The sequence below is a fragment of the Kitasatospora sp. NPDC059408 genome (assembly GCF_042751525.1).
Classification (GTDB): domain Bacteria; phylum Actinomycetota; class Actinomycetes; order Streptomycetales; family Streptomycetaceae; genus Kitasatospora.
Genome location: NZ_JBHYWI010000024.1, coordinates 17596 through 42785 on the forward strand (window position 1 = coordinate 17596; position 25190 = coordinate 42785).

A 25190-nucleotide genomic window follows, 5' to 3' on the forward strand; every position below is an offset into this window, starting at 1 on the left:
CAGAGGTTGCTACAGCGGGAGGGCCGACGTCGGCCGCGCGGCCGACGCCTTGCTCTGACGCGTCGTCACCTCACGCGCGTACAGCACCCGCAGGCTCACCACTGCGGTGGCCGCGAAGGCGAGCATCCCGCAGCCGATGCCGACAGCGGCCATGAGCGCGGTCCGCCCGTCCAGGCGCATCCCGTGCTCGAAGAGCGGTGCCGCGACGGCGGAGAACGCGGGCGCCAGGCACAGGAACGCCAGGTGCAGCCGCCACTCCTCGCGCGCCCAGCCCGTCGTCCGCCGCTGCCGCACCATGATGAAGACGTACGTCAGCAGGAGCGGGATCAGGTAGGCGAGCAGAAGCCGCCGGCCCTCCGGGCCCCAGGCCGCGAACGACCGGACCAGCCACACCACCCCGGCTGCGCCGACGAGTTGGGCGGCGGCCAGGACCGCGGGCGGGCACCACGTGCCGGTCATGCCGCGCACGGTGGTCCGCCGGTCGAGGGCCCGGGAGGCGGCCAGGGCGCCGAACGTCACGATCGACCCGAGGTGCATGATCGCCACCCGGTTGAGCTCGGCGACCGGCCGGCTCCCGAGGACGAGCGGCAGCGCGCCCCACTCCAGGCGCAGCAGCGGCGCCGTCATCAGGTAGCCGTAGCAGAGCAGCAGCCAGCGCTGGTGCAGGTCGGGGAAGCCGGTGAGGGCGGCGCCGATGCCGAGCGTCGTGCTCAGCACCGTGCCGACCAGGATGGTGGCGAGGACGACCCAGAACGCGGCCCCGCTGAACGCCTGGGCCGGCGGGGTGCGGGCCAGGTAGACGGCGGCGCCGGCCATCGACGCGTACACCGTGACGGCGAAGACGACGCCGACGGTGCGGTGCAGCCGGATCCGCCGCCGGACGGCCGACCAGAGCTGGAGCGGGCCGAGCAGCATCAGGACGCCGCCGAGGACCGTGTGCACCAGCAGCGGCACGAAGCTGCGCCGGTACGGTTCGAGGCGGTCGGCGAGCGCCTCGGCCACGTAGGCGGGCGAGACCCCGGAGTGGGCGAGCACCCACCGGCCGGGCGCGAACGCGCCGGGGTGCTCGTAGGGCCAGACGTCGGTCATGGCGATGGGCGCGTAGACGACGCAGAGCCCGGCGACCGCGAGGGCGGCCACCCGGCCCCAGCGGACCTGCCGCGGTCCTTCCGTCCGTCCGCCCCGGTCGTCCGTCGTGCCGTTCAGCCGCCGCATCGCGACCCTCCCGCCTGTGCGGTTCCCCATGGTCCTGATCAGATGGTCCAGAAAGGACTATGGGGACCGTAGGGCCGTCCGACGGTGCGGTCAATGGGTGCGGCGCGGATCGCTACCGTCAGGTAGGCGTGGGGTGGGCGCCGCGCGGGCGTCAGGAGTTGTCGCGGGACTGCACCCACTGCCAGAAGTCCACCATCATCCGCTCGTACCGGATGCCGAACTCCAGCGCCTCGCGCTCCCCCCGGCTCAGCAGCTCGCCGACCTCCTCCGCCAGGTGCTCGTACTCGCCGAGCGTGCGGCCGTGCTCCAGCACCTGCCCCGGCGCGAGGATCCGCGGGCTGCCGCCGAACCACAGCTTGAGGATGTTCCGCTCCCGCGCCTCCACCGGCTCGAAGCCCGGATCGGCCAGCCACTCGGCCAGCGCGGCCCTCCCCCCGTCGGTGAGCCGCATCAGCCGTCGGCCCCGTCCGCCCTCCTGCCGCACCTCGGACAGCAGCCCGCCCTGCAGCAGGCGGTCGCACTGCGCGTACACCTGCGCGTGCGGCACCGACCAGAACGGCGCGACCGTCCGGGCCGCCTCCACCTTGACGTCGTACGGGCTGGCCTCGCCCAGCTTGTCGATGATGCCGAGCACGAGGAACGAGGGGGTGGTCAACCGGGTTTCGGGCATGCGGTGACGGTACCGCGCGCACCCCGCGCCCCAACACGCGTCGCGGGGGGTGGGCAGCGCGGGCCCCCGCGGCGGACAATCGCCACAGGACCGGCGAGGAGGCCGCAGTGGAGGCGCAGGTGGAGTTCGAGGACCGGGGCGGACCCGGGTCGACGTTCTTCGAGGTCATGATCGAGATCCCGCAGGGATCCCGCAACAAGTACGTGATGGACTTCGCCGCGGGCCGCATCCGCCTCGACCGGACGCTCTTCACCGCCACCCGCTACCCGGCGGACTACGGCTACGTCGAGGGCACCCTCGGCGGCGACGGCGAACCGCTGGACGCCGTCGTGCTCGGCGGCGAGCCGGCCGTGCCGGGCTGCGTGCAGACCTGCCGGGCCGTCGGCATGTGGGTCATGCGCGACGAACGCGGCCCGGACCAGAAGGTGTTGTGCGTGCCGGCCCGGGACCCGCGCTACGAGGGCCTGCGCGACATCGGTGACCTGCCGCGCTTCGACCTGCTGGAGATCACCCACTTCTTCCAGGTCTACAAGGACCTGGAGCGCGGCAAGTCCGTCGAGGGCTCGCACTGGGCGGGCCGCGCCGACGCCTACCGCGAGATCGCGGGTTCCCGGGCCCGGGCGGCGGGGACGCGCTTCGCCGGCCCGGCCCGCGCGGCCCGGGGCAGCGGAAACGGGGTCCGCCGCCGGCCGTAAGGTGATCATGTGACGTCATCCGACCTGACCGTGAAGGCCCTGATCGCCGACCCCTACGCGGGCTACGCCGCCCTGCGCGCCGCCGCCCCCGTCCACCGGGTCGTCGGACCGGACGGACTGCCCGTGTGGCTGGTGACCCGCTACGCGGACGTCCGCCAGGCCCTCGCGGACCCGCGGCTGTCCCTCGACAAGGCCCATGCGGCGCCCGGCAACTACCGCGGCTTCAGGCTGCCGCCGGCCCTCGACGCCAACCTGCTCACCATGGACCCGCCCGACCACACCCGCATCCGCAGGCTGGTCACCAAGGCGTTCACCCCGGGCCGGACCGCCGCCCTGCGCGCCCCGATCGAGCGGGTCGCCGAGCAGCTGCTCGACGCGATGGCCCCGCTCGGCCGCGCCGACCTGCTCGCCGCCTACGCCGCGCCGCTGCCCATCACGGTCATCTGTGACCTGCTCGGCGTCCCCGAGGACGACCGGCACGACTTCCGCGCCTGGACCGACGCCCTCATCACCCCCGACCCCGAGCGCCCGCAGGACGCCAAGGCCGCCGTCGGCGCGATGCTCGCCTTCTTCACCGGCCTCATCGAGCGCAAGCGCTCCGCCCCCGCCGACGACCTCCTCTCCGACCTCATCGCGGTCCGCGACGCCGAGGACCGGCTCAGCGAGGACGAACTCACCTCGCTCGCCTTCCTGATCCTCTTCGCCGGCTACGAGAACACCGTCCACCTCATCGCCAACGCCGTCCTCGCCCTGCTCACCCACCCCGAGCAGCTCGCCGCCCTGCGGGCCGAACCGGCCCTGGTCGAGGGCGCGTTCGACGAGTTCGCCCGCTTCGACGGCCCGGCCCCGCTGTCCATCCGGCGCTTCCCGCGCGAGGACGTCACCATCGGCGGCGTCACCGTCCCGGCCGGCGAGACCGTCCTGCTCGCCATAGCGTCCGCCAACCGCGACCCCGACCAGTTCGCGGACCCGGACCGGCTCGACCTGCGCCGCCGCGAGAGCGGCCAGCTCTCCCTCGGCCACGGCATCCACTACTGCCTCGGCGCGCCGCTCGCCCGCCTGGAGACCGAGATCGCGCTCGGCGCGCTGCTGCGCCGCTTCCCCGACCTGGCCCTCGACGTGCCCGTCGAGCAGCTGCGCCACCGGCCCGCGCTGCGCGCCCGCGGCCTGCTGGAGCTGCCCGTCCGGTACTGACCTGTCGGCGGGAACCGGCACGGGCTCTACAGCGTTGTCGAGGTCGGCAGTGCAAAAAGCAAGGGTGTGGAGGAGAGGAAGCGCCATGGGTGTGGCCCTGACGAAGGGCGGCAACGTCTCGCTGGGCAAGCAGGCCCCCGGGCTCGGGGCCGTGCGGGTGGGCCTCGGCTGGACGGCGGGCCCCGGATACGACCTGGACGCCAGCGCGCTGCTGTGCGGGCGCTCCGGGCAGGTCGTCTCGGACGGGCACTTCGTCTTCTTCAACAACCTGCGCAGCCCGGACGGCTCGGTCCGCCACCACGGCAGTGACCTGGGCGCCGGCGGGGACCGCGAGCGGATCGACGTCTCGCTCACCGACGTGTCCGCCGACGTCGAGCGGATCGTCTTCGCCGTCGCCATCTACGACGCGGCGCAGCGCCGGCAGTCCTTCGGCCAGGTGAGCGGCGCGTACATCCGCATCACCGACGCCGACGGCGCCACGGAGGTGGTGCGCTACGACGTCGCCGCCGAGGCGGGCAGCGAGACGGCGATGGTGTTCGGCGAGCTCTACCGCAACGGCGCGGACTGGAAGTTCCGGGCCGTGGGGCAGGGCTACGCGACCGGGCTGGCGGGCATCGCGACCGACTTCGGCGTCGCGCTGCTCCAGCCGGCCGCCCCGGCGGCGCCTGCGGCCCCGCCGGCCGTCCCCTCTGTTCCTCAGGCAGCAACGGTCCAGCAAGCAACAGGGAGTTCCGCAGTGACGTGCTTCTTCGACCCCTCGCACGGCGTCGGCTCGACCGCGGTGCAGTGGTCGCCGCAGTGGGGCGTGCCGCGCCCGATCCAGGCGTGCGCCGCCTGCGCCCAGCGCGTGCAGACCACCCCGCCGCCGTTCTACACCCCGCAGCAGGGGTACCCGCAGCCGGTCCAGCAGGGGTACCCCCAGGGCTACCAGCAGGGGTACCCGCAGGTCCCCGGCCAGGGCCACCCGGAGCAGCAGGGCGGCCGCCGCTTCGGCACCGGCGCCCTGCTGGGTGCCGGTGCCGCGGGCCTGGTCGGCGGCGCGCTGCTCAACGAGGCGCTGAGCGACGACGAGCCCCAGGTCGTCGTCAACAACTACTACGAGGGCGACGACGACAGCTTCTTCTAGGCCGTCCCGCGGCGGGTGGCGGTCCTCGTCAGTCGACGACGACCGCCATCCGGCCGTAGGTCGCGTAGCCGTTCTCGAAGTCCGTCTCCGAGACGGTCGTCCGGCCGCGCGCGGGGTCGTTGACCGACACCGTGCCGTCGCCGAACCCCGTGACGACGACGGCGTGTTCGGCCGGTCCCGCGTAGAGGACCTTGACGTCGTCGTACGCCGTGTAGGTGGTCGACCTGAGGTGGCGCCACAGGTAGTCCACCCACACGATCGCCGGGCGGCCGGCGGCCAGGCTGTCCTTCAGGGTCTGGACCGAGATGCCCGAGCCCGAATGGGCCACGGAGAGCCCGAAGGCGCGGGCGGCCTTCGCCACCGGCGGGGCGTACACGCCGAAGCCGGTGCCGTCCACCTCCGAGCCGTCCGGGTCGCCGACGAAGGCCTCGTACGGGTCACCGGAGAGCGGGCCGGAGTGCCCGAACTCGGGGTGGTCCCAGTCGACGCCGATCCGGTCCAGGACGTCCTGGTCGCTCGCCGTCACGCCGCGCGAGGCCAGGACCATGCGCAGGGCCGCCGCCTCGCAGTCGTTGGCGAGTGCCTGGTGGTAGTACGGCACCGACGCCGCCTCGATGCCGCCGACGCCCCCGCCGACGCCGCCGCCGGCCGTCGCGGTCCCGGTGCCGGCCGCCAGGGTCGCGCCGACGAGGGCGGCGACGCAGGCCGCGCGTGCTTTCGCAATGATCGTCATGGCCATGACGCTACGAAGGACGGCTACGGAGCGCAGCCGGTGCGCCCCGAACCGGTGACGCGGCGTCCGTTCGGTCGTACCGTGGCCGGATGAACACGAACGCGTCCTCGCGGTACGACGTCGTGATCGTCGGCGGCGGGCACAACGGACTGGTGGCGGCGACGTACCTCGCGCGGGCCGGGCGGCGGGTGCTGGTGCTCGAACGGCTGCCGCGGGTGGGCGGGGCGGCGGTGTCGGCCGAGGCCTTCCCGGGGATCGACGCGCGGCTGTCGCGCTACTCGTACCTCGTGAGCCTGCTCCCGCGCGCGATCGTGCGCGAGCTCGGCCTGCGGCTGGAGCTGCGGCGCCGCCGGATCTCCTCGTACACGCCGGTGGTGCGGGACGGGAAGCCGACCGGCCTGCTCGTCGACGCGGCCGACCCGGACCGCACGCGCGAGTCCTTCCGGGCGCTGACCGGCGGCGAGCGCGAGTGGGAGGCCTGGCGCCGCTTCTACGGCACGACCGGGCGGATCGCCGAACGCGTCTTCCCCACGCTCACCGAACCACTTCCCTCGCGCACCGAGCTGCGTCGCCGGATCGGGGACGCAGCCGCCTGGGAGACGCTGTTCGAGCGGCCGCTGGGCGAGGCGATCGAGCGGACCTTCGCCGACGACCTCGTGCGCGGCGTCGTGCTGACGGACGCCCTGATCGGCACGTTCACCCACGCCCACGACCCCTCGCTGCGGCAGAACCGCTGCTTCCTCTACCACGTCATCGGCAACGGAACGGGCGACTGGGACGTCCCGGTCGGCGGCATGGGCGCGGTCACCGGCGCACTCACGGAGGCGGCGCTGGCGGCGGGCGCCGAGCTGCGCACCGGGTGCGAGGTCACGGCGATCGCGACGGACGGCCACGGCGAGGCTGAGGTGACGTACCGTCATAATGACTGCGAAGTCGTCGTGGTGGGTGCCAAGGTGCTGGTGAACGCGGCGCCGGCGACGCTGGCACGGCTTCTCGGTGGCGAGCCTTCAGCTGAACTTCCGCCGGAAGGGGCGCAGTTGAAGGTCAACATGGTGTTGTGCCGACTTCCCGCCCTCCGCGACTCCGTCGTCGACCCGCGGGACGCCTTCTCCGGGACGTTCCACATCGCCGAAGGCTACCGGCAGTTGGAGGCGGCGTACGGCGAGGCGGCGTCGGGCCGGCTGCCCTCGGCGCCGCCGTCCGAGATCTACTGCCACACGCTCACCGACAGCTCGATCCTCGGCCCTGGCGCGATCGGGCAGGGACTCCACACCCTGACCCTCTTCGGGCTCCACATGCCCGCACGGCTGTTCGCGGACCCGTCGACGCGCGAGGACGCCAAGGCCCGTGCGCTGGCGGCGAGTCTGGCGCAGCTGGACGAGGTGCTCGCCGAGCCGGTCGCCGACTGCCTGGCGACGGATGCCGACGGGCGGCCCTGCGTGGAGGCGAAGACGCCACTGGACCTGGAGCGCGAGCTCGGCCTGCCGGGCGGTCACATCTTCCACCACGACCTGTCCTTCCCGTACGCGGAAGGGGATCCGGCCGGCGCCGCCGAACGCTGGGGCGTGGCGACGGCCCACCCGAACGTGCTGCTGTGCGGCGCGGGGGCGGTACGCGGCGGGGGAGTCAGCGGCATCCCCGGCCACAACGCGGCGATGGCGGTCCTGGAGGAGACGGCCCGGTGACCCTGGTGTTCCTGGCCCCTTCGGCCGCACAACGCCCATGCGCTGTGCGGCCGTTCGCGTTTCAGCGGCAGTACGCCCCGGCCCGGGCCGCCGCCTCGGCTGCTGCTGCGGCGCGGTCGGCGGCGGCCTCGTCCAGCGGGTCGGCCGTCGTGAGCATCCGGTAGTAGAGCGGGGCCGAGACGGCCCGCACGACCTCCGCCGGGTCGGTGCCGGCGGGCAGTTCGCCGCGCTCGACGGCCTCGGCGACGCACGGCGCCCACTCGGCGACCCGCACCTCGTAGAAGCGCCGGAGCGCCTCCGCTGCGCCCGCGTCGCCGTTCGCCGCGACGATCACCGCGCGGAACAGCGCGCCCTGGCGCGGGTCGGCGAGGGTGCGCTGGACCAGCCGGGCGTTGGCGCGCAGGTCCTCGGCGAGCGAGCCGCTGCGGGTGCGCGGCAGCGACTGCTCGGCCATGTCCGCGAGCAGGTCGGCGACCAGGGCGCTGGTGCCGCCCCAGCGCCGGTAGACGGTGGTGCGCCCGACCTCGGCGCGCTGGGCGATGTCGCCGAGGTCGAGGCCGGCGAAGCCGTGCTCGACGAGCGCGTCCTCCGCGGCGCGCAGGACGGCGGCGCGCACGCGTGCGGTGCGGCCGCCGGGGCGGACGGTGCCCGGGACGGGCTGGCTCTCGTCGACCATTAACGGGATTCCTGTTCCATTAGCTCGTCGGATTCTGCTACGGTCGAGTCATCCTAACGGAACGACCGTCCCGTTAGCCGCCTCCTGGGGGAGCAACCACCATGGAATACCGTCAGCTCGGCGCGTCCGGCCTCAAGGTTCCCGCGCTCAGCCTCGGCACCGGCACCTTCGGCGGGCGGGGCCCGCTCTTCGGCGCCTGGGGCACCACCGGCGACCAGGAGGCCCGCCGCCTCCTCGACATCGCCATCGACGCCGGCGTGACGATGTTCGACACCGCCGACGTCTACTCCGACGGCGCCTCCGAGGAGGTGCTCGGCAAGGCCGTCCACGGCCGCCGCGACCGGGTCCTCATCTCCACCAAGGCCGGCCTGCCCACCGGTGAGGGCCCCAACGACGCCGGCACCTCCCGGGCCCGCCTCACCAAGGCCGTCGACGACGCCCTGCGCCGCCTCGGCACCGACTACATCGACCTCTTCCAGCTCCACGCCTTCGACGCCGCAACCCCCGTCGAGGAGGTCCTGGCCACCTTCGACGACCTCGTCCGCGCCGGCAAGGTCCGCTACACCGGCGTGTCAAACTTCTCCGGCTGGCAGCTCATGAAGTCCCTCGCCGCCGCCGACCGGCACGGCCGGCCCCGCTACGCCGCCCACCAGGTCTACTACTCGCTCGTCGGCCGCGACTACGAGTGGGAGCTGATGCCGCTGGCCGCCGACCAGGGCGTCGGCGCCCTCGTCTGGAGCCCGCTCGGCTGGGGCCGCCTCACCGGCAGGATCCGCCGCGGCACGCCCGTCCCGGCCGGCAGCCGTCTCCACGACACCGCCGACTACGGCCCCCCGGTCGAGGACGACCACCTCCACCGCGTCGTCGACGCCCTCGACGAGATCGCCGAGGAGACCGGCCGCACCGTCCCCCAGGTGGCGATCAACTGGCTCCTGCGCCGCCCGACCGTCTCCTCCGTCATCATCGGCGCCCGCAACGAGGACCAGCTCCGCCAGAACCTCGGCGCCGTCGGCTGGTCCCTCACCCCCGACCAGGTCACCCGCCTCGACGCCGCCAGCCTCCGCACCGCCCCCTACCCCTACTTCCCCTACCGCCGCCAGGAGGCCTTCGCCCGCCTCAACCCGCCCATGACCGGCTGACGGACGGTGCGGAGCGATCCCGTCTCGGCCGGTCGTGACGGTCCTCCGAACAAGGGCGGACCCGCCCCTCGCCGGATAATGGGCTTGCCGTACCGGTGCCCGGTGCGGCAAGGTCCGCACCATGCTTGAACTGCGAATCCTCTCCTCCGACGACTGGCCCGTCTTCCGCGAGCTGCGCCTCGCCGCGCTCGCCGAGGCGCCGTACGCCTTCGGCTCCACCCTGGCCGACTGGCAGGGCCCCGGCGACCACGAGGACCGCTGGCGCTCGCGCCTGGAGATCCCCGGCGCGCTCGACCTGGTCGCCGTCCTGGACGGCACGCCCGTCGCCATGGCCAGCGGCGTCCCCGCCGACGAGGACCCGACGGCCGCCGAGCTCATCTCGATGTGGGTCGCCCCGCAGGCCCGCGGCCGGGGCGCCGGCGACCTCCTGATCACCGAGATCGCCACGTGGGCCGCCGCCCAGGGCTGCACCACCCTGAAGCTCGCCGTCACGCCCCACAACGACGCCGCGATCGCCCTCTACCGCCGCCACGCCTTCGCCGACACCGACGAGCTCGGCGACCTCCTCGACGACGGCACCGGCCGCGAACTCGTCCTGGCCAAGCCGCTGGTGTGAGGGCCTACTCGGCCGGCACCGTCGCCGAGGCCTTCGGGCGGGCGTGGGTCGGGAGGCCGTTGGTGAGGTCCTCGACGAGGAGGCGCCAGGCGATGGCGTCGGCGGCGGTGCGCAGTCGGGGGCTGCGGGGGCGGCCGGCGTCGGCGTCGAGGCGGGCGTTGAGCCAGTCGGACCAGGCGCGGGCCAGGGCGGTGATCTGCCGGCGGCCGGCCTCGGTGGGGATCAGCTGGTCGCCGTCGCGGGTGAGGTAGCCCTCGTCGGTCATGCGGTCGAAGACCGGTTCCAGGACCTCGGGCGGGACGCGCTTGCGTGCGGCGATGAGGTCGAGGGAGGCCCGGCCGACGGCCTTGGTGTGGCCGGCGACCTCCATGAGGGCCCAGGCGCCGGCGAGGTCGACGCGGGTGTCGGCGGTGGAGACGATCGAGCGGACGGCGTCGAGGTCGACCCCGCGCACGATCTTGCAGACCGAGTACTCCAGGTGCGGGTCGGCGTCGCTGGTGGTCGGCTGGGCGAAGGCCTCGCCGAGGTCGGTGGAGCCGGCCCGCGCGGTGTCGCGCAGCTTGACCTGCTTGAGGAACAGCGCGACGACGAAGCCGACCACCGCGACCGGGATGGTCCACAGGTAGACGGTGTGCAGGGCGTCGGAGTACGCCTGGACGATCGGCGCGGCCTGGTCGGCGGGCAGCGCGTGCAGGCCCTGCGGGCTCTCGGCGGCCTTGCCGAGCACGGCCGGGCTCGCGCCGGTGAGGCGGGCGGAGGAGGCGATGCCGTCGGCGAGTTCGGTCTTCAGGCTGTTGGCGTAGATGGTGCCGAAGACGGCGGTGCCGAAGGAACTGCCGATGGTGCGGAAGAACGTGACGCCGGAGGTGGCGGTGCCGAGGTCCGCGTAGTCGACGGTGTTCTGCACCGCGATGGTGAGCACCTGCATGCTCAGCCCGATGCCGACGCCGAGGACGAACATGTACAGCGAGGCGAGCGCGGTGCCCGTCCCGGGTTTGAGCAGCGAGAGCAGGTAGAGGCCGAGGGCCATCACGAGCGTGCCGGCGATGGGGAACAGCCGGTACTGGCCGGTCTTGCTGACGACGTTGCCGCTGGCGATGGAGGCGAGCAGCAGGCCGATGACCATCGGGAGCATGCGGACGCCGGAGACGGTGGCGGAGTCGCCGTCCACGTACTGGAGGAAGGTCGGCAGGAAGGTCAGCGCGCCGAGCATGGCGAAGCCGACGATGAAGCTGAGCACCGAGCAGACCGCGAACACCGGGTTGCGGAACAGCCGCATGGGCAGCATGGGTTGGGCCGCGCGCGTCTCGACCACGCAGAACAGGCCGAGCGCCACGGCGCCGCCCGCGAACAGGCCGATGATCGTCGCCGAGCCCCACGCGTACTGGTTGCCGCCCCAACTGGTGGCCAGGATCAGGGCGCCGGCCCCGACCGCGACCAGCGCGATCCCCAGGTAGTCGATGACCGGCCGGACGGCGGCCCGCACCGAGGGGATCGTCCGGGCCGCCGCGACGACCACGAGGACGGCGATCGGCACGTTGACGTAGAACGCCCAGCGCCAGGACAGGTGGTCGGTGAACAGCCCGCCGAGCAGCGGGCCGATGACCGTCGCCACGCCGAACACCGCGCCGATCGCGCCCTGGTACTTGCCGCGCTCCCGCAGCGGGATGACGTCGGCGATCAGCGCCATCGCGGTGACCATCAGGCCGCCCGCGCCGATGCCCTGGAGGGCGCGCCAGGCGATCAGCAGCGTCATGTTCGTCGCCAGGCCGCAGAAGAACGAGCCGGTGATGAAGACGATCGCGGACACCTGGAAGAGCAGCTTGCGCCCGTACAGGTCGCCGAACTTGCCGGCCAGCACGGTGGCGACGGTCTCGGCGAGCAGGTAGGAGGTGACCACCCAGGACATGTGGGCGGCGCCGCCCAGGTCCGCGACGATGGTGGGCAGGGCGGTGCCGACGATCGTCTGGTCGAGGGCGGCCAGCAGCATGCCGAGCACGATCGTGGCGAAGACGACGTTCCGCTGCCGGACGTCCAGCACGGGCGGGGCGGACGGCGTGGTCTCGGTGTCGACGGTCATGCGCCCAGCCTCGCCGCGCCCGCGGGCCCGCCGCGCGGCGGTTCGGCCGTCCGGGTGAGCCGGGTGGCCCCCGCGGTCGGGCGGGGCGAGGATGAGGCCCCCAGGGCGATGCCGGGCGTCCGACGATGCCGGGCGTCCGGAGGTCCGGAGAAGGCTCCCCATGAACCCCGATCCCCCCAACAGCACCGCGCGCCCGCCGTCCCGGGGCGCCTCCGCCGTCGGCGGGCGGGCCGGGGCGCGGCGCTGGCGGGCGCTCGCGGTGTGCCTGGTGGCCGGGTTCATGACGCTGCTGGACGTCAGCATCGTGAACGTCGCCCTGCCGACCGTCCGCACCGGGCTGCACATGTCGGAGAGCGGCCTGCAGTGGGTGCTGAGCGGCTACGCGCTGGCCTTCGGGCTCGTGCTGGTCCCGGCCGGGCGGCTCGGGGACGCGCGCAGCCGGAGGGCGGTGTTCCTGACCGGGCTGGCGCTGTTCACGCTGGCCAGCGCGCTCGCGGGGGCGGCGCAGGACCAGACGTGGCTGGTGCTGGCCCGGCTGTTCCAGGGCGCGGCGGGCGGGGTGCTGGTGCCGCAGGTGTCCGGGTTCATCCAGACGCTGTTCCAGGGGGCCGAGCGGGGGCGGGCGTTCGGTGCGCTGGGGTCGACGATCGGGGTGTCGACGGCGGTCGGCCCGCTGCTGGGCGGGCTGCTGATCCACCTGTTCGGGCCGCAGGACGGCTGGCGGTGGGTGTTCCTGGTCAACCTGCCGATCGGGATCGCGGCGCTGCCGGTCGCCTACCGCCTGCTGCCGCCGCCCCCGCCGGCGGGTGAGCGGGCGGGGCACCGGGACTTCGACCCGGTCGGGGTGGTGCTGCTCGGCGGCGGGACGGTGGCGCTGCTGCTGCCGTTCGTCCAGGAGCAGCAGTGGCACAGCCCGGCGCGGTGGCTGCTGCTGCCGGCGGCGGTGCTGCTGCTGGGGGCGTTCGTCGGGTGGGAGCGGCACTACGCGCGGCGGCGGGAGCCGCTCGTGAACATGGAGCTGTTCGCGGTGCGCCCGTACGCGGCGGGGGTGGCGCTGTCGCTGGTGTACTTCGCGGGGTTCACGGCGATCTTCTTCATCTTCACGCTGTACCTCCAGGCGGGGCTGCACTACTCGGCGCTGGCGGCGGGTCTGTCGATCACGCCGTTCGCGGTGGGTTCGGCCGTCTCGGCGGCGCTCGGCGGGCGGGTGGTGACCCGGCTGGGGCGGCGGCTGGTGGTGTTCGGGCTGGTGCTGGTGCTCGTCGGGCTCGGGGCGTCGATCCTGGCGGTGCGGCTGGGGCCGGGGACGTGGGCGGGCTGGGCGACGGCGCTGCCGCTCCTGGTGGCGGGGACGGGCAGCGGGCTGGTGATCTCGCCGAACCAGACGCTGACGCTCTCGCAGGTCCCGCTCGCCCGGGCCGGCAGTGCGGGCGGGGTGCTGCAGACCGCGCAGCGCGTCGGTTCGGCGGTGGGGATCGCGATCGTCGGCTCGGTCTTCTTCGCCCACGCCCGCGGGCGGAACCCGGACTGGGCGGTCGCCTTCGAGCTGGGGGCGACGGTCGCGGCGGGCCTGGTCCTGGCGGCGCTGGTGGTCGCGGCGGCGGACCTGGCGGCCGGGCGCACCAGGTGACGCGGGGCCCGCACCCCCGTGGCGGGCCCCGCTCGTCGTTCGGTGCGCTCGTCGTTCGCCCGCCATTCGGCGCGCCCGTCAGTGGTCCCGGCGCCGGATCGTGAGCGCGGCGATCGCGACCGCCGCGACGGACCACACCGCGAACGTGATCCAGCCGCTCTCGACCGTGGCCGGGTACGGCGACACCCGCTGGTTCGTCAGGTCCACCTGGGCCAGCCGACGCCACGCGGTGAACGGCAGGGCGTGCGCGACGTCGGCGGACCAGTGGTAGGTGTCGGTGAAGAACGACGGCACGAAGAACAGCACCAGGATCGTGCTCACGACGCTCGCCGCCGTGTGCCGGATCAGCACGCCCAGGCACAGTCCGACGAGCGCGCAGACCGGCGCGAACAGCGCGGCCGCCGCGACGAACCGGAACGCGCCCGGGTCGGTGATCGGCAGCCCGATGCCCCGGCCGCCGATGATCGCCTGTGCCACGCCGAAGGCGGTGCCCGAGACCGTGGCGCCCCAGCCGAGCATCACGCCCGTCAGCACGGCCGCCTTGGCGAGCAGCAGCGCCCGCCGGTCGGGGACGGCCGCGAGGCTCGCCCGGATGAGGCCACTGGCGTACTCGCAGACGACGACGAACGCGCCGAGCCCGCCTCCCACCAGCATGACGACGTCGGCGCCGACGGCGCTGAACGCCGAGTCGAGCGCGGCCTGGTGGTAGCCGGCCGTCGGGCCGGGCTCGAAGTGGTCGTACGTGTAGGTGGCGTTCTTGACGGCGGCGAGGACGACCACGGCGGCGCCGAGCAGCAGGACCCACGGGGTCGAGCGCAGCGACCAGAACTTGATCCACTCGGCGGCGAGGAGGTCGCGGAAGCGGGCGCGGCCCGGAGCGGTGGTGGTGGCGGTCATGGCGAGGGTGCTCAACGGGACTCTCCGGCGAGGTATTCGACGCTGTCGGCGGTCAGTTCCATGAACGCCTCCTCCAGGGAGGCGCCGCGGGTGGTGAGGGCGTGCAGCAAGAGGCGGTTTTCCAGGGCGAGTTCGCCGATCCGCGGGGCGGAGAGGCCGGTGACGGCGAGGGCGCCCTCCGGGGCCGGCCGGACGGTGGCGCCGGCGGCCGTCAACACCCCGGCCAGGCAGGCCGGTTCGGCCGCGACGACGGTCACGCTCGACCGGCCGGCCCTCGCGGAGAACTCCGTCAGGCCCTCGTCGGCGATCAGCCGGCCCCGGCCGATCACGACCAGCCGGTCGGCGGTGTGCTCCATCTCGCTCATCAGGTGGCTGGAGACGAAGACCGTCCGCCCCTCGGCCGCCAGGCGGCGGAACAGCCCGCGCACCCACAGGACGCCCTCCGGGTCGAGGCCGTTGAGCGGCTCGTCGAAGAGGAGCACCGGCGGGTCGCCGAGCAGGGCGCCCGCGATGCCGAGCCGCTGGCGCATGCCGAGCGAGTACCCGCCGATCCGGCGGCGCGCGGCATCCGCCAGGCCGACCTCGGCGAGCAGCCCGTCGACCCGCCCGAGCGGGATCGCGTTGCTGCGCGCCAGTGCCCGCAGGTGGGCGCGGCCGGTGCGGCCGCCGTGGACGTCGGCGGCGTCGAGCAGTGCGCCGACGTGGCGCAGGCCGCGCTTGAGGTCGCGGAAGGAGCGTCCGTCGACGGTCGCGGTGCCGGAGGTCGGCTCGTTGAGGCCGAGGACCATCCGCAGGGTGGTGGACTTCCCGGCGCCGTTGGGGCCGAGGAAGCCGGTGACGTGGCCGGGGCGGACGGTGAAGGTGAGGCCGTCCACGGCGGTCCGGCGGCCGTAGCGCTTGGTCAGCTCGGTGACTTCGATCATGGGCAATACGGTGCCGGAGCGGACCGGACCGCCGCATCGGACCGGTGCTGACACCGTGCGGCCCCGGCCGTCATCCCCGGTCGTACAACCACGGTTTGATGACCCGCCGACGATCCGTCGATACGATCACCACCATGATCACGACGCCGACCCCGCCGCTGTTCCGGCGCGTCCCGCCCGAGGCCTGGGTGGGACTCGCCTGGTGTGCGGCCGCCGCCTACCCCGCCGTCGTGCTCGGCGGCACCGCCCGGCAGCACAGCGGCGCCGCCGCGCACGGCGGCCTGGCGTTCACCCTGCTCGACACCGCCGTCGCCTTCGCCGGCGCCGCCCTCGTGCGCCGTCTGCCGGTGCTCTCCGTGGCTCTGCTGCTGATCGCCACCTGGACGGAGACGGACGGCTGGGCCGCGAACACCCAGGTGCCCCCGGCCTCGCTGCTCGCCGTCGACGCCGCCCTCTGCCTGATCACCGCCACCGCGCCGCGCCGGTCCTCCCGGAGTGCGTTCGCCCTGGTCATGACGTTCCTCGTGCTGCACATGGGGCTCGTGCACGGCAACACCGTCGGCATCTTCACCGGCACCCACATCGGATCCGCCGACGGAGCCGCGCTGCTCGCCCTCGTCGCCTGGCTGGCCGGGCGTTCGGTGCGGCAGAACCGCGAGCACGCCGAGGCGCTGAGCACCCGGGCGGCCGCGGCGGCCGTCACCGGCGAACGCCTGCGGATCGCCCGCGAGATGCACGACACCGTCGCCCACAGCATCGGCATCATCGCCCTCCAGGCCGGCGCCGCCCGCCGGGTCATCGACACCCGGCCGGAGCGGGCCAAGGAGGCGCTCGGCGCGATCGAGACCGCCGGACGGGAGACGCTCGCCGGGCTGCGCCGGATGCTCGTCGCGCTGCGCCAGGCCGAGGGGGAGGCCTCGGCCACCGTGCCGCAGGGCCTGGCCGACCTCGACCGGCTGGCCGCCGCGACCACCGCCGCGGGTGTCGCGGTGGAGGTCCGGCGGCTCGGTGAACAGGCCGGGCTCCCGGACGAGTTGGACCTCGCGGTGTTCCGTGTCATCCAGGAGTCCGTCACCAACGTGGTGCGCCACGCGGGCGCGAGCGCCTGCCGGGTGTCCGTCGACCGCACGAAGGAGGACGAGGTGTCCGTCGAGATCACCGACCGGGGCCGGGGCCACGGCACCGCCCCGGGCAGCGGCTTCGGCCTGGCCGGGCTGCGCGAGCGGGTCGCGCTGCTGGACGGCGAGTTCAGCGCCGGGCCGCGCCCCGGGGGCGGGTTCCGGGTCGCGGCCCGGCTGCCCCTGCGGGCGGAGGCGGGTCGGTGAGCGGGTCGGTGAGCGGGACCGCGAGCGGGCCGGTGGAACAGCGGGTGGTCCGCGTCGTACTGGCCGACGACCAGCCGCTGGTGCGCGCCGCGCTGGAGATGGTGATCGCGGAGACGGACGACGTCGAGGTGGTCGGCGAGGCCGGCACCGGCGCCGACGCCGTCCGGCTGGCCGTCGAACTGCGGCCGGACGTCGTCGTGATGGACATCCGGATGCCCGGCACGGACGGCATCGAGGCCACCCGCCTGGTCACCGCCGCCGGCGGGCCGACCCGGGTCGTCGTGCTCACCACGTTCGACGACGACGACCACGTGTACGCGGCGCTGCGGGCCGGGGCGTCCGGGTTCCTGGTCAAGGACATGGCGCTGGACGACATCCTCGCCGCCGTGCGGGTGGTCGCGGCGGGGGAGGCGCTCATCGCGCCGAGCGTCACCCGCCGCCTGATCTCCACCTTCGCGGGGCAGGCCCCGGCACCGGTCTCTGCGTCGGCGCCGGAGCACCCGCGCCTCGCCGCGATCACCGGGCGCGAGCGCGAGATCCTCACCCTCGTCGGGCGGGGCCTGTCCAACGGCGAGATCGCGGCCGAGCTCGTGCTCAGCATCGCCACCGTCAAGACGTACATGACCCGGCTGCTCGCCAAGCTCGACGCCCGCGACCGCGTGCACCTGGTGATCCTCGCCTACGAGGCGGGCCTGGTCTCCGCGACGGGGTCGTGAGGCCGCGCGCTCGGCGCTCGACCGCCACGCTCGCGTCCATCGCGATGTCCCGGTCGCGGCTGGGTGCGACCGCGTTCTTCGTGGTGCGTCCGTCCGTGCTCCGTGGTGCGTCCGTGTCGCGTCCAGCGGGCCGCCGCGCGGGGTCGGCCCCGCGCAGCGGTCACGCGAACCGGTGCGTCGGCTACTGCGGCGCCGGGTCCGCGGTCGGTGCGACGGTGGCGCGCGAGCCGGACGGGCCCGCCGCGGCGGCGAGTTCGACCGCGGCGCCCGTCCAGGCCGCGCCGAAGGCCCAGGTGGCGAGCCATTCGCACAGGTAGACCGGGCGGATCGGCCAGTCCGTGCCGAGGTGGGTGAGCGCGGCGACGGCGGCCAGCAGGAGCAGCGCGGGGATCAGCACGCCGGCCGCCAGGTAGCCGCGGGCGACCCACGGCTTGCGCTCGTACCGCGGGTCGCGGAAGGAGTAGACGGAGAACAGGGCCAGGACGATGTACAGCAGCGCGGCGAGGACGAGGTGGACGGCCCCGATCGTGGCCTGGAACGCCGTCGGGTTCGGTGGCGAGGTCGGGCAGAGCGCGACACCGAGCGCGCACGCCCCGGCCGCCGTGCTCCAGCGGTCGTCCCGGCGGTCGAAGCGGTAGCAGACGAGGAACACCCCGAGGGCGCACAGGCTCCCGACGAAGACGTTCCGCGTGCTGGAGTAGTAGGCGCCGCTCATCGACGCGGGCCAGTAGCCGTTCGTGCTCAGGCCTCTGAGCTCGGCGAACAGCCAGTTGCCCAGCGGCAGGGCGACCGGCAGGAGGATGCCGATCAGCCCGACGCCGAGGCGCAGGAAGGTGACGGTCCGTTCGTCCTGGGAGCCGGACGGGTCGGTCGGGTCGGACGGATCGGGTGAGGGAGTTCTGACGGCACGCCAGTGGGGGATCATGGACGCCTCCTTGAGGCTCGGCGCTGCCTCTGTTGTACCCGCGCCGCCGCACGACCCCACACCACCGGAACGAGTGGTTTCCGCCGGGTGCGGCCTCCGGCCTTACCCCCGGTAGCCGGTGCCCGGTCGGCGGGGCTCGAACTCGGCGCAGTGGAAGGTCTCCTGGGCGAAGCCGGTGCGGCGGTCCCAGAGGCGGAAGATGTCGGCCTTGCCGGTGACGCCGCGGTAGGCGTCTTTTGCGTCGCGGAAGCAGGCCATCGAGCCGATGAAGCCGGAACCGGCCGGGGAGTAGTCGGAGAACGCGCACGCGATGCAGGCCGCGAGGGCGACGCCGGGCGGGAGCCGGCGCTGGAGGTCGAGGAGCGCGTCCTCCATGTCCTCCCAGGGCCCGCCGGAGGCGACGGTGCCGCCGTCGTCGGGCAGGTCGAGTTCGAGGGTCACGTGCAGGGCGTCGAGGCTGCCGTCGGGGTTGGCGTCGCCGAGGACGAGCCGGGCGTGCAGGAGGCCGGGCCGCGGGTCCGGGCCGGGGCCGGTGACCTGGAGCGGGGTGCGCCACTCGATCGTGCAGGAGCAGAGTTCGTCGAGCCGGGTCAGGTCGGGCGGCAGGGCGTCCTCGTCGAGCCGGCCGACGAGTTCGAGGGAGTCGAGGCTGTCGCCCTCGTACCGGTTGCCCCGCAGGAGCAGGGAGAAGGTCTGCCCGTCGTTGACCAGGACGGTGTCGGCACGGCCCCAGCGGTCGGTGACGACGGCGGGCAGGCGCAGCGGCGGCTCGTATCTCAACTCGCTCGGCATAGGGGAATTATGAGGCGCGGGGCGGGGCTCCAGCCATCGTTTCGAAGGACTTCGAAGGGCTGCGCAGGACTTCGGGGAACCACGACACGGCCTCCGCGCCCGGATCCTGGACGGAACGCCGCAGCCCGGGAGGGAACGCCGCAGCCCGGGACGGCACCCGTCCCGGGCTGCGGAAGGTGGCGGGGGAGTTCAGGCGGTCGTGGCCTTCGCCCGTTCGGCGAGGGAGTCGAGCAGCGCGGCGCCGCGTTCGGCGTCGTCGACGCTGACGGCGAACCGGTGGCCCTGGCGGCTCTCGACGACCAGGCAGTCGCCGCCGCGGAGCATCAGGGTGGTGCCGAGGCCGTTGACCCGGTAGCCCCAGCCGCCCGCCTGGGCGGCGGTGCGCCGCTCGGCGCGGGCCGCGCCGATGTCCGCGGGGGACCAGTGCCGCCGGGGCCAGCCGAACGGGCCGAAGCCGATGTCCAGCCCCTTGGTGGTGACCCGGGCCTGCACGGAGGAGCAGGCGAGGACGGTCAGCGCGAGGATCGCGAGCGTGGTGGTGAGCGACCAGTGCCCGGGGGTCAGCCCGGTGGCGCCGGCCAGGGCGGTGCCGGCCGCGCCGAGGCCGAGGACGGCGGCGGCGAGCTGCATCCAGACGTTGGAGGCGCGGGACAGCCAGACCACCCGCTCCCCGGCCGGGAGCGTCATGACCGGGCCGCGCGGGCCGGTGGGGGCGGTGCCGGTGGCGGGCGTGCGGGTCGCGAGCCAGGTGACGAGGCCGGCGGCGCCCGTCGTCAGGACGATGAGGATCACCCAGGCGTCCATCGAGGCGGCGTCCTGCCAGCGTGCGCGGTCGAGGTTGGCGTGCACGATCGACGCCTGGGCGCCGCTCAGCAGCACCCCGCCGGCGGCCAGGATCGCCCCGGGCGCGCCCGGCGCCTGGCGGCTCCGGAAGCGGCGGACGACGGCGGCGAGGGCTACCAGGCCCAGCCAGATCACCGCGGGGAACAGCGCGGCGGCGGTGAGCGACATCGAGCCGTCCGGCCGACTGCCGCTCCAGTGGGTGGCCACCGGGTCCGGCAGCCGGTCGGCCGCCGCCAGCGGGAGTGCGACGAGCAGCCCGAGCACGCCGGCCGCGAAGGCCGCGGCCGCCCAGGGCCCTCCCCGGCGTGGCCCTCGCTCCGTCGCGGTGGGTACTACAGGCTCCGAGTCGTTCACGGCATCCCCCTGATCAGATCCACGAGATCGTTCCTGCTGTAGCCGGCCTGGGCCGCGTCCGCGATCAACTCGCGTACGCGGTCGACCAGTTCGGCGCGCGATCCGGCGTCGGCGGCGATCGTGATGCCGCGGCCGCGGCGGAACTCCAGCACGCCCTCGTCGCGCAGGGCGCGCAGCCCGCGCAGGACGGTGTTGGTGTTGACACCGAGGGCCCGCGCGAGGTCCCGGGCGGGCGGCAGCTTGTCACCGGGGGCGCACTCGCCCTCGGCGACGGCCCGACGGATCGCGCCCGCCACCTGCTCGTGCAGGGGACGGGCGTCGCCGATGTCCAGCTTCAGCAACATGGTGCTACTGACGATAGCACCATGCGGTCTCAGTGCACCGTTTCGGAGGTCGTCTCCCGGACCGCCTCCCGCTTCGGCAGCGCCGGCGCCTTGCCGCGCGCCCCGCGCGAGAGCAGCACGTAGAGCGCGGCCGCGAGCGCGCCCGACAGCACGAAGCTCAGGTCGATCCCGCCGGTCAGCGGCAGCAGCGGCCCCTGGTAGGCCGGGGTGTCCACCGCGCACAGGCCGAGCGCGCTGCCCGCCGCCCAGGCCACCGTCGCCGGGACGTTCCAGCCGCCCCGGTACCAGTAGATGCCGCCGCGGGTGCGCTGGTTGAGCACCTGGAGCGAGTGCTGGTCGTAGTCGCCGCGGAAGCGCCGGTGCCCGATCAGCGTGATCACGGCCCAGGGCGCGCCGATCGCGGTCAGCACGAGCACGAAGGAGGTGACGGCGTCCTGCGCGTTCCACACGAAGTGGCCCAGGAAGACCAGCACGGTCGAGAGCGCCGCCACGACGTAGGTGGCCTGCAGCCGGGTGGCGCGCGGCAGGATCGCGTCCAGGTCCAGGCCCATGCTGTACAGCATCAGGCCGGTGTTGCCCGCGCTGCCCAGCAGCCCGTTGATCAGCAGCGGCAGCAGGAACCAGGCCGGGGCGCCGGCGATCAGCCCGTGCACGTAGTCGTTGCCCGCGCCGGTCGCGACGGCGGTGAAGGTGCCGAACACCTGGGGGATCAGCAGGCCCAGGAACAGGCCCAGGCACGTCGACCACAGCACCTTGCGCGGCGCGTGCCGGGCCGGGGAGACGTACCGGGTGTAGTCGCCCAGCAGGGTGATGAACGCGATCGGCCCGCTCAGCCCGGCCGCGACCACCGCCAGCAGCCAGGTCGGCCAGAATCCGCCCAGCAGGTAGGCGCCGTGCGCCGAGCCGTCGAAGTGCGGGGCGAACGCGAACAGCCCGGCCAGCAGCAGGGCGCCCATCGCCCACATCAGCACCCGCTCCAGCTTCAGCAGCAGCCGGTAGCCGAACACGGCCGCGGTCGCGCTCAGCACCGCCAGCACGCTGTACGTCGCCACGTACGCGACGCCGTCGGCGGGCAGCCCCAGCATCCGGTTGAGCGCCCCGACCACCACGTCGCCGCCCACCCACAGCGCGAGCGCCGTGTACCCGAGCGACAGCAGCAGGCCGACCACCGAACCGATCAGCCGCCCGCGCACGCCGAAGAACGCGCCCGAGCTGGTCGACAGGTTCGTCGCGGTGCGCAGCGACACCAGTGCGAGCGGCGCCGTCAGCACGATCCCGGCGACGGTGCCGAGCACCAGCGCGCTCAGGCTCGCCCAGAACGAGAGCCCGAACGAGACCGGCAGCCACCCGAACACGACGACGCCGAACGCGAGGTTCGAACCGACGAGGATGCTGACCACGTCCCGGGGAGTGCTGGTGCGGTCGGCGTCCGGGATGGTGTCCACCCCGTACTGCTCGATGTGGGTGCTCTGCGGCATGAGGGAAGCCTTCTGGTGCAGGAATCCGCCCGGAATCGGTCACTCCGGACGGCCTGCCAATCCTTCGCCACCCGTCGCCGCCGCAATAGGGGCGATCCGGACGAACCGCCGCCTCCGGATTCCGGACGCGCCTTGTTGCATGCCACAAAGCCGCAGGTCAAAGCCGCCGTCCCGGAGCGAACCCGGCCACGGCCCCGGGCCCGGCGTATGGAACGCGCTCGGAAGGCCGCCCCGGACGTCAAGGAAGCGCCAAGAAACGCCACCCGTGGTTCTTCCGGCGATTGGCTGGAGGCGAACGCGGCACCGCGGTGAACGGCGGCCCGCGAACGACGACCCGAGGACGACACCATGCACGGCAACCGGCGGTACGACGACTGCGGCACCACCCGGGTGGTGGTCGGGGTCAGCGGCTCACTGGGCAGCCTCGCGGCGCTGCACCGCGCAGCCGCCGAAGCCCGGCGCACCGGCGCCGCGCTGGTGCCGGTCCTCGCCTGGGAGCCCCCGGGCGGCGAGCTCGGCTACCGCCGCTCGCCCTGCCCGCCGCTGCTCACCGCCGCCCGCGACGCCGCCGACCAACGGCTGCGCGACGCGCTCGACGCGGCCTTCGCCGGCGCCGACCCGGGGGTGCCGGTGCACCCGGTGGTCGTCCGCGGTGAGACCGGGCCGGCGCTCGTCCACATCGCCGACCGCCCCGACGACCTCCTCGTCCTCGGGCACGGCGGCAACCTGCTGCGCCGCGGCTTCCGGCGCTCCGTCGCGTCCCACTGCCTGCGCGAGGCCGCCTGCCCGGTGCTGACCGTCCCGGCCCCGCCGCTCCAGCGCGAGCTGGAGGCCCTGCACCGGCGCACCCGGTGGCACCTGCCGATCGGCCACGTGCCCGAACTCGTCGGCACGAAGGGGTAGTCGCCCGTGCGGATGTACTCGGCGCGCCCCGGCGGGCAGCGCTACCGCCCGGTCGTGGACCGGCTCGCGGTGGCGGTTTCCGGCACCGTCGCGCTCGTCGCCGGGGGCGTCCTCGCCCTCGGCCTCGGCGCGCTCGGGGAACTGCACTCGGGCTGGTTCGCCCTGGCCGCGTACGCGGCGCTCAGCGGGCTGACGGGCGCGTTCTCCCGGCCGTCGGCGGCGCCGGTGATCGGGCTGTCGGCCTGGCTGTGCTGCAACGCGTTCGCCGAGCACCGGCACGCCGAGCTGGGCTGGTCCGGCCCGTGGCCGGAGGGCGGCCACTTCGCGCTGTTCACGGCCGCGGCGCTGCTGGTGGCGCTGCCGAGCGCCGTGCCACGCCGGACGGTCCGGGTCGCGAGCGTGCGCCTCGGGCGGCGGCCGGGCCTCTGACCCGGCGTCCGGCCTGGGCCCCGGCCCCGGGCGTCCGACGCGGCCGCCAAGGCGGCGTAAAGATCGGCGGGTGGCGCGTCAGGGAGTCGTCAGGAACGGTCGGCCGGGCGCCCGGCGAACCTAGCGTGAGCTGCGCAGAAACGGTTCGGCGCCGGGCTTGCAAGGGCCCGTCGGCGAACCGCGCCGACCCCGGGTCCCGGCCGGTTCCTCCGGGACTCTCGGCAGCCGGTGGAAAACAGGTGAAGGGGGCGCGCGGCGATGCCTACAGGTACGTCGAGCGGTACGGTCGTCGTTCGGACAGCGGAATCGCCCGGGGAGGCGAGCCCCGCCACGGCCGGACCGCCCGCCGGGCCGCGCGCCCCCCGCCCGTGGAAGCCCCGGAGACCGGCGGCACGCCGGACCTGGAGCACGCCCCGACTGGTCCGCGTCCTCACCGGCACCTGCCTCGCCGCCCTCGCCCTCTCCGGCGTCGTCACCGCCACCGTCCTCGGCGGCGCCCACGACGGCACCGACGCCATCGGGCACAAGGCCGCCCCGCAGGTCGTCCGCTCCGCCGACCTCTACTTCGCGCTCAACGACATGGACGCGCAGGCCGCCGACCTCCTCCTCTACGGCGCCGACCCGGACTTCGCCAAGGCCCGCCGCGAGAGCCTCGACACCTACGACCAGCGTCGCAACCAGGCCGCCACCGACCTCCAGCAGGTCGCCGAGGCCACCGCCGACGACCCCGCCGGGCGCGCCGCCGTCCAGACCGTCATCGACGAACTCGGCCGCTACCAGGCCCTCGTGGCCCAGGCCCAGCTCCTCGACGACCAGGCCCACGCCGCCGCGGGACGCCCGCCCGCGGACGCCCTCGCCGCGTACCGCTCCGCGACCGACCTGCTGCGCCAGCGCCTCCTGCCCGCCGCCGACAGCGTCACCGCCGCCAACGCGGGCACCGTGGAACGCCGGTTCGCCGCCGAACGCGGCGACCTCGGCAGCGGCCGCTGGTGGATCGTCGCCGCAGGCGTGCTCGCCCTCGCGGCCCTCGCCGGGCTCCAGCGGCTGCTCGCCGTCCGGTACCGGCGCGTCCTCAACGCTCCGGTCGCCGCCGCGACCCTGCTCGCCCTCGGCGGGCTCGTGGGCGGCGTCGTCCTGGTGAACCGGGCCGCCGACCACCTCGTCGTCGCCAAGCACGACGCCTTCGACTCGGTCATCGCGCTCAGCCGCGCCCGGGCGACCGCCTACGACCTCAACGCCGACGAGAGCCGCTTCCTCAGCGACCCGGGCCGGGCGGCCGCCTACGAGCAGGGCTACTTCGACAAGACGCAGTCCTTCGCCCGCGTCGGCGGCACCACCCTGGCCGGCTACCCCGCCGCCCTCGCCCCGCTCGCGGACCACCACCGGGCCGACCACACGACGATCGGCTTCGGCGGCTTCCTCGGCGACGAGCTGCACAACATCACCTTCGCCGGCGAACAGGACGCCGCCGAGCGGGTGCTGGCGGCCTTCCAGGACTACCAGCGCGACGACCACAAGATCCGCGACCTCAACGCGGCCGGGCGCCTCAAGGAGGCGATCGCCTTCGACACGGGCACCGCCGCCGGTGAGTCCAACGCCGACTTCGCCCGCCTGGCGGCCGCCGTCGACGACGTGCAGGCGATCAACCAGAAGGCCATGGACCGGGCCGTCGCGGCGACGGACGACGACCTGGACGCGGTGACGGCGGCCCTCGGCGCCGCCGTGCTCGCGGTGGCACTGGCCCTCGTCGTCGCGGGTGTCCGCCCGCGCCTGCGCGAGTACGCCTGAGTCCGGATAGGGCC

The 25190-nt window shown here is 74.4% G+C and carries 24 protein-coding genes; 12 read left to right on the forward strand and 12 right to left on the reverse strand.

The features are described from left to right. Positions 1-9: 9 nt before the first annotated feature. Together ACFXDE_RS17920 and ACFXDE_RS17925 are read right to left on the reverse strand one after the other, a co-directional pair. Entirely contained in the window at positions 10-1245 is a 1236-nt protein-coding gene (locus ACFXDE_RS17920; protein ID WP_380495283.1) for a DUF2306 domain-containing protein, read from the reverse strand. Positions 1246-1366: 121 nt separating this feature from the next. Then, positions 1367-1885: a PadR family transcriptional regulator gene (locus tag ACFXDE_RS17925; RefSeq protein ID WP_380495285.1), complete on the reverse strand. Its 519-nt coding sequence runs from the start codon at positions 1883-1885 to the stop codon at positions 1367-1369. Positions 1886-2052: 167 nt separating this feature from the next. On the opposite strand from ACFXDE_RS17925, the gene ACFXDE_RS17930 reads away from it, so the two are divergent. The 3 genes from ACFXDE_RS17930 (at position 2053) to ACFXDE_RS17940 (ending at position 4900) form a co-directional block, all read left to right on the forward strand. Beyond that, positions 2053-2580, forward strand: coding sequence for an inorganic diphosphatase (locus tag ACFXDE_RS17930; protein WP_380495441.1), 528 nt, complete (start codon positions 2053-2055; stop codon positions 2578-2580). Between the two features lie 9 nt (positions 2581-2589). Continuing rightward, a complete protein-coding gene (locus ACFXDE_RS17935) occupies positions 2590-3774 on the forward strand; it encodes a cytochrome P450 (protein ID WP_380495287.1) in 1185 nt (394 codons plus the stop codon). Between the two features lie 85 nt (positions 3775-3859). Next, entirely contained in the window at positions 3860-4900 is a 1041-nt protein-coding gene (locus ACFXDE_RS17940) for a TerD family protein (RefSeq protein ID WP_380495289.1), read from the forward strand. Between the two features lie 28 nt (positions 4901-4928). On the opposite strand, the gene ACFXDE_RS17945 is transcribed toward ACFXDE_RS17940, so the two are convergent. Next, positions 4929-5633, reverse strand: a complete 705-nt coding sequence (locus ACFXDE_RS17945) for a C39 family peptidase (RefSeq protein WP_380495291.1) — start codon at positions 5631-5633, stop codon at positions 4929-4931. 89 nt (positions 5634-5722) lie between these two features. Here ACFXDE_RS17945 and ACFXDE_RS17950 point away from each other — a divergent pair, with 89 nt between their 5' ends. Further along, positions 5723-7318, forward strand: coding sequence for a phytoene desaturase family protein (locus ACFXDE_RS17950; RefSeq protein ID WP_380495293.1), 1596 nt, complete (start codon positions 5723-5725; stop codon positions 7316-7318). Positions 7319-7379: 61 nt separating this feature from the next. On the opposite strand, the gene ACFXDE_RS17955 is transcribed toward ACFXDE_RS17950, so the two are convergent. Next, positions 7380-7994 carry a TetR/AcrR family transcriptional regulator gene (locus ACFXDE_RS17955; protein ID WP_380495295.1) on the reverse strand — a complete coding sequence of 205 codons (615 nt, stop codon included), beginning with the start codon at positions 7992-7994 and terminating at the stop codon, positions 7380-7382. Positions 7995-8095: 101 nt separating this feature from the next. Here ACFXDE_RS17955 and ACFXDE_RS17960 point away from each other — a divergent pair, with 101 nt between their 5' ends. Beyond that, positions 8096-9133 carry an aldo/keto reductase gene (locus ACFXDE_RS17960; protein WP_380495297.1) on the forward strand — a complete coding sequence of 346 codons (1038 nt, stop codon included), beginning with the start codon at positions 8096-8098 and terminating at the stop codon, positions 9131-9133. Between the two features lie 121 nt (positions 9134-9254). Then, positions 9255-9749: a GNAT family N-acetyltransferase gene (locus ACFXDE_RS17965; protein WP_380495299.1), complete on the forward strand. Its 495-nt coding sequence runs from the start codon at positions 9255-9257 to the stop codon at positions 9747-9749. A gap of 4 nt (positions 9750-9753) precedes the next feature. Here ACFXDE_RS17965 and ACFXDE_RS17970 read toward each other — a convergent pair whose 3' ends face one another. Then, positions 9754-11829, reverse strand: a complete 2076-nt coding sequence (locus ACFXDE_RS17970) for an MDR family MFS transporter (RefSeq protein ID WP_380495302.1) — start codon at positions 11827-11829, stop codon at positions 9754-9756. 160 nt (positions 11830-11989) lie between these two features. Here ACFXDE_RS17970 and ACFXDE_RS17975 point away from each other — a divergent pair, with 160 nt between their 5' ends. After that, positions 11990-13459, forward strand: a complete 1470-nt coding sequence (locus ACFXDE_RS17975; RefSeq protein ID WP_380495305.1) for an MFS transporter — start codon at positions 11990-11992, stop codon at positions 13457-13459. 78 nt (positions 13460-13537) lie between these two features. On the opposite strand, the gene ACFXDE_RS17980 is transcribed toward ACFXDE_RS17975, so the two are convergent. Continuing rightward, positions 13538-14371 carry an ABC transporter permease gene (locus ACFXDE_RS17980; RefSeq protein WP_380495307.1) on the reverse strand — a complete coding sequence of 278 codons (834 nt, stop codon included), beginning with the start codon at positions 14369-14371 and terminating at the stop codon, positions 13538-13540. After that, on the reverse strand, positions 14368-15279 hold the full coding sequence (locus ACFXDE_RS17985; protein WP_380495309.1) for an ATP-binding cassette domain-containing protein: 912 nt from the start codon (positions 15277-15279) through the stop codon (positions 14368-14370). The genes ACFXDE_RS17980 and ACFXDE_RS17985 overlap by 4 nt, the downstream gene beginning before the upstream one ends. A gap of 134 nt (positions 15280-15413) precedes the next feature. Here ACFXDE_RS17985 and ACFXDE_RS17990 point away from each other — a divergent pair, with 134 nt between their 5' ends. Then, positions 15414-16604, forward strand: coding sequence for a sensor histidine kinase (locus ACFXDE_RS17990; RefSeq protein ID WP_380442671.1), 1191 nt, complete (start codon positions 15414-15416; stop codon positions 16602-16604). Positions 16605-16612: 8 nt separating this feature from the next. Beyond that, positions 16613-17320 carry a response regulator gene (locus ACFXDE_RS17995; protein ID WP_380495311.1) on the forward strand — a complete coding sequence of 236 codons (708 nt, stop codon included), beginning with the start codon at positions 16613-16615 and terminating at the stop codon, positions 17318-17320. A 181-nt stretch (positions 17321-17501) separates the two neighbouring features. Here ACFXDE_RS17995 and ACFXDE_RS18000 read toward each other — a convergent pair whose 3' ends face one another. From ACFXDE_RS18000 to ACFXDE_RS18020, 5 genes are all read right to left on the reverse strand, one after another. After that, positions 17502-18245, reverse strand: a complete 744-nt coding sequence (locus ACFXDE_RS18000) for a hypothetical protein (RefSeq protein ID WP_380495313.1) — start codon at positions 18243-18245, stop codon at positions 17502-17504. Between the two features lie 102 nt (positions 18246-18347). Further along, the gene (locus ACFXDE_RS18005) at positions 18348-19037 is read right to left on the reverse strand and encodes a DUF6304 family protein (RefSeq protein WP_380495315.1); all 690 of its coding nucleotides are present in this window, start codon (positions 19035-19037) and stop codon (positions 18348-18350) included. A 189-nt stretch (positions 19038-19226) separates the two neighbouring features. Further along, positions 19227-20234, reverse strand: coding sequence for a DUF1648 domain-containing protein (locus ACFXDE_RS18010; RefSeq protein ID WP_380495317.1), 1008 nt, complete (start codon positions 20232-20234; stop codon positions 19227-19229). After that, positions 20231-20578 (reverse strand): GntR family transcriptional regulator, encoded by a 348-nt coding sequence (locus ACFXDE_RS18015; RefSeq protein ID WP_380442661.1) that lies wholly within the window; start codon positions 20576-20578, stop codon positions 20231-20233. The genes ACFXDE_RS18010 and ACFXDE_RS18015 overlap by 4 nt, the downstream gene beginning before the upstream one ends. A 29-nt stretch (positions 20579-20607) precedes the next feature. Then, positions 20608-22056: a purine-cytosine permease family protein gene (locus ACFXDE_RS18020; protein WP_380495319.1), complete on the reverse strand. Its 1449-nt coding sequence runs from the start codon at positions 22054-22056 to the stop codon at positions 20608-20610. 348 nt (positions 22057-22404) lie between these two features. Between ACFXDE_RS18020 and ACFXDE_RS18025 the strand changes: the two genes are divergently transcribed. From ACFXDE_RS18025 to ACFXDE_RS18035, 3 genes are all read left to right on the forward strand, one after another. Next, positions 22405-22959, forward strand: coding sequence for a universal stress protein (locus tag ACFXDE_RS18025; RefSeq protein ID WP_380495321.1), 555 nt, complete (start codon positions 22405-22407; stop codon positions 22957-22959). A gap of 6 nt (positions 22960-22965) precedes the next feature. After that, on the forward strand, positions 22966-23388 hold the full coding sequence (locus ACFXDE_RS18030; protein WP_380495323.1) for a hypothetical protein: 423 nt from the start codon (positions 22966-22968) through the stop codon (positions 23386-23388). Between the two features lie 258 nt (positions 23389-23646). Then, on the forward strand, positions 23647-25176 hold the full coding sequence (locus ACFXDE_RS18035; protein ID WP_380495325.1) for a hypothetical protein: 1530 nt from the start codon (positions 23647-23649) through the stop codon (positions 25174-25176). Positions 25177-25190 lie beyond the last annotated feature (14 nt).

Excerpts from the sequence above, each read along its gene's own strand:
- ACFXDE_RS17920 (WP_380495283.1), bottom strand. The coding sequence starts at position 1,245 with ATGGGGAACCGCACAGGCGGGAGGGTCGCGATGCGGCGGCTGAACGGC.
- ACFXDE_RS17925 (WP_380495285.1), bottom strand. The coding sequence starts at position 1,885 with ATGCCCGAAACCCGGTTGACCACCCCCTCGTTCCTCGTGCTCGGCATC.
- ACFXDE_RS17930 (WP_380495441.1), top strand. The coding sequence starts at position 2,053 with ATGATCGAGATCCCGCAGGGATCCCGCAACAAGTACGTGATGGACTTC.
- ACFXDE_RS17940 (WP_380495289.1), top strand. The coding sequence starts at position 3,860 with ATGGGTGTGGCCCTGACGAAGGGCGGCAACGTCTCGCTGGGCAAGCAG.
- ACFXDE_RS17945 (WP_380495291.1), bottom strand. The coding sequence starts at position 5,633 with ATGACGATCATTGCGAAAGCACGCGCGGCCTGCGTCGCCGCCCTCGTC.
- ACFXDE_RS17950 (WP_380495293.1), top strand. The coding sequence starts at position 5,723 with ATGAACACGAACGCGTCCTCGCGGTACGACGTCGTGATCGTCGGCGGC.
- ACFXDE_RS17955 (WP_380495295.1), bottom strand. The coding sequence starts at position 7,994 with ATGGTCGACGAGAGCCAGCCCGTCCCGGGCACCGTCCGCCCCGGCGGC.
- ACFXDE_RS17960 (WP_380495297.1), top strand. The coding sequence starts at position 8,096 with ATGGAATACCGTCAGCTCGGCGCGTCCGGCCTCAAGGTTCCCGCGCTC.
- ACFXDE_RS17965 (WP_380495299.1), top strand. The coding sequence starts at position 9,255 with ATGCTTGAACTGCGAATCCTCTCCTCCGACGACTGGCCCGTCTTCCGC.
- ACFXDE_RS17970 (WP_380495302.1), bottom strand. The coding sequence starts at position 11,829 with ATGACCGTCGACACCGAGACCACGCCGTCCGCCCCGCCCGTGCTGGAC.
- ACFXDE_RS17975 (WP_380495305.1), top strand. The coding sequence starts at position 11,990 with ATGAACCCCGATCCCCCCAACAGCACCGCGCGCCCGCCGTCCCGGGGC.
- ACFXDE_RS17985 (WP_380495309.1), bottom strand. The coding sequence starts at position 15,279 with ATGATCGAAGTCACCGAGCTGACCAAGCGCTACGGCCGCCGGACCGCC.
- ACFXDE_RS17990 (WP_380442671.1), top strand. The coding sequence starts at position 15,414 with ATGATCACGACGCCGACCCCGCCGCTGTTCCGGCGCGTCCCGCCCGAG.
- ACFXDE_RS18000 (WP_380495313.1), bottom strand. The coding sequence starts at position 18,245 with ATGATCCCCCACTGGCGTGCCGTCAGAACTCCCTCACCCGATCCGTCC.
- ACFXDE_RS18005 (WP_380495315.1), bottom strand. The coding sequence starts at position 19,037 with ATGCCGAGCGAGTTGAGATACGAGCCGCCGCTGCGCCTGCCCGCCGTC.
- ACFXDE_RS18015 (WP_380442661.1), bottom strand. The coding sequence starts at position 20,578 with ATGTTGCTGAAGCTGGACATCGGCGACGCCCGTCCCCTGCACGAGCAG.
- ACFXDE_RS18020 (WP_380495319.1), bottom strand. The coding sequence starts at position 22,056 with ATGCCGCAGAGCACCCACATCGAGCAGTACGGGGTGGACACCATCCCG.
- ACFXDE_RS18025 (WP_380495321.1), top strand. The coding sequence starts at position 22,405 with ATGCACGGCAACCGGCGGTACGACGACTGCGGCACCACCCGGGTGGTG.
- ACFXDE_RS18035 (WP_380495325.1), top strand. The coding sequence starts at position 23,647 with ATGCCTACAGGTACGTCGAGCGGTACGGTCGTCGTTCGGACAGCGGAA.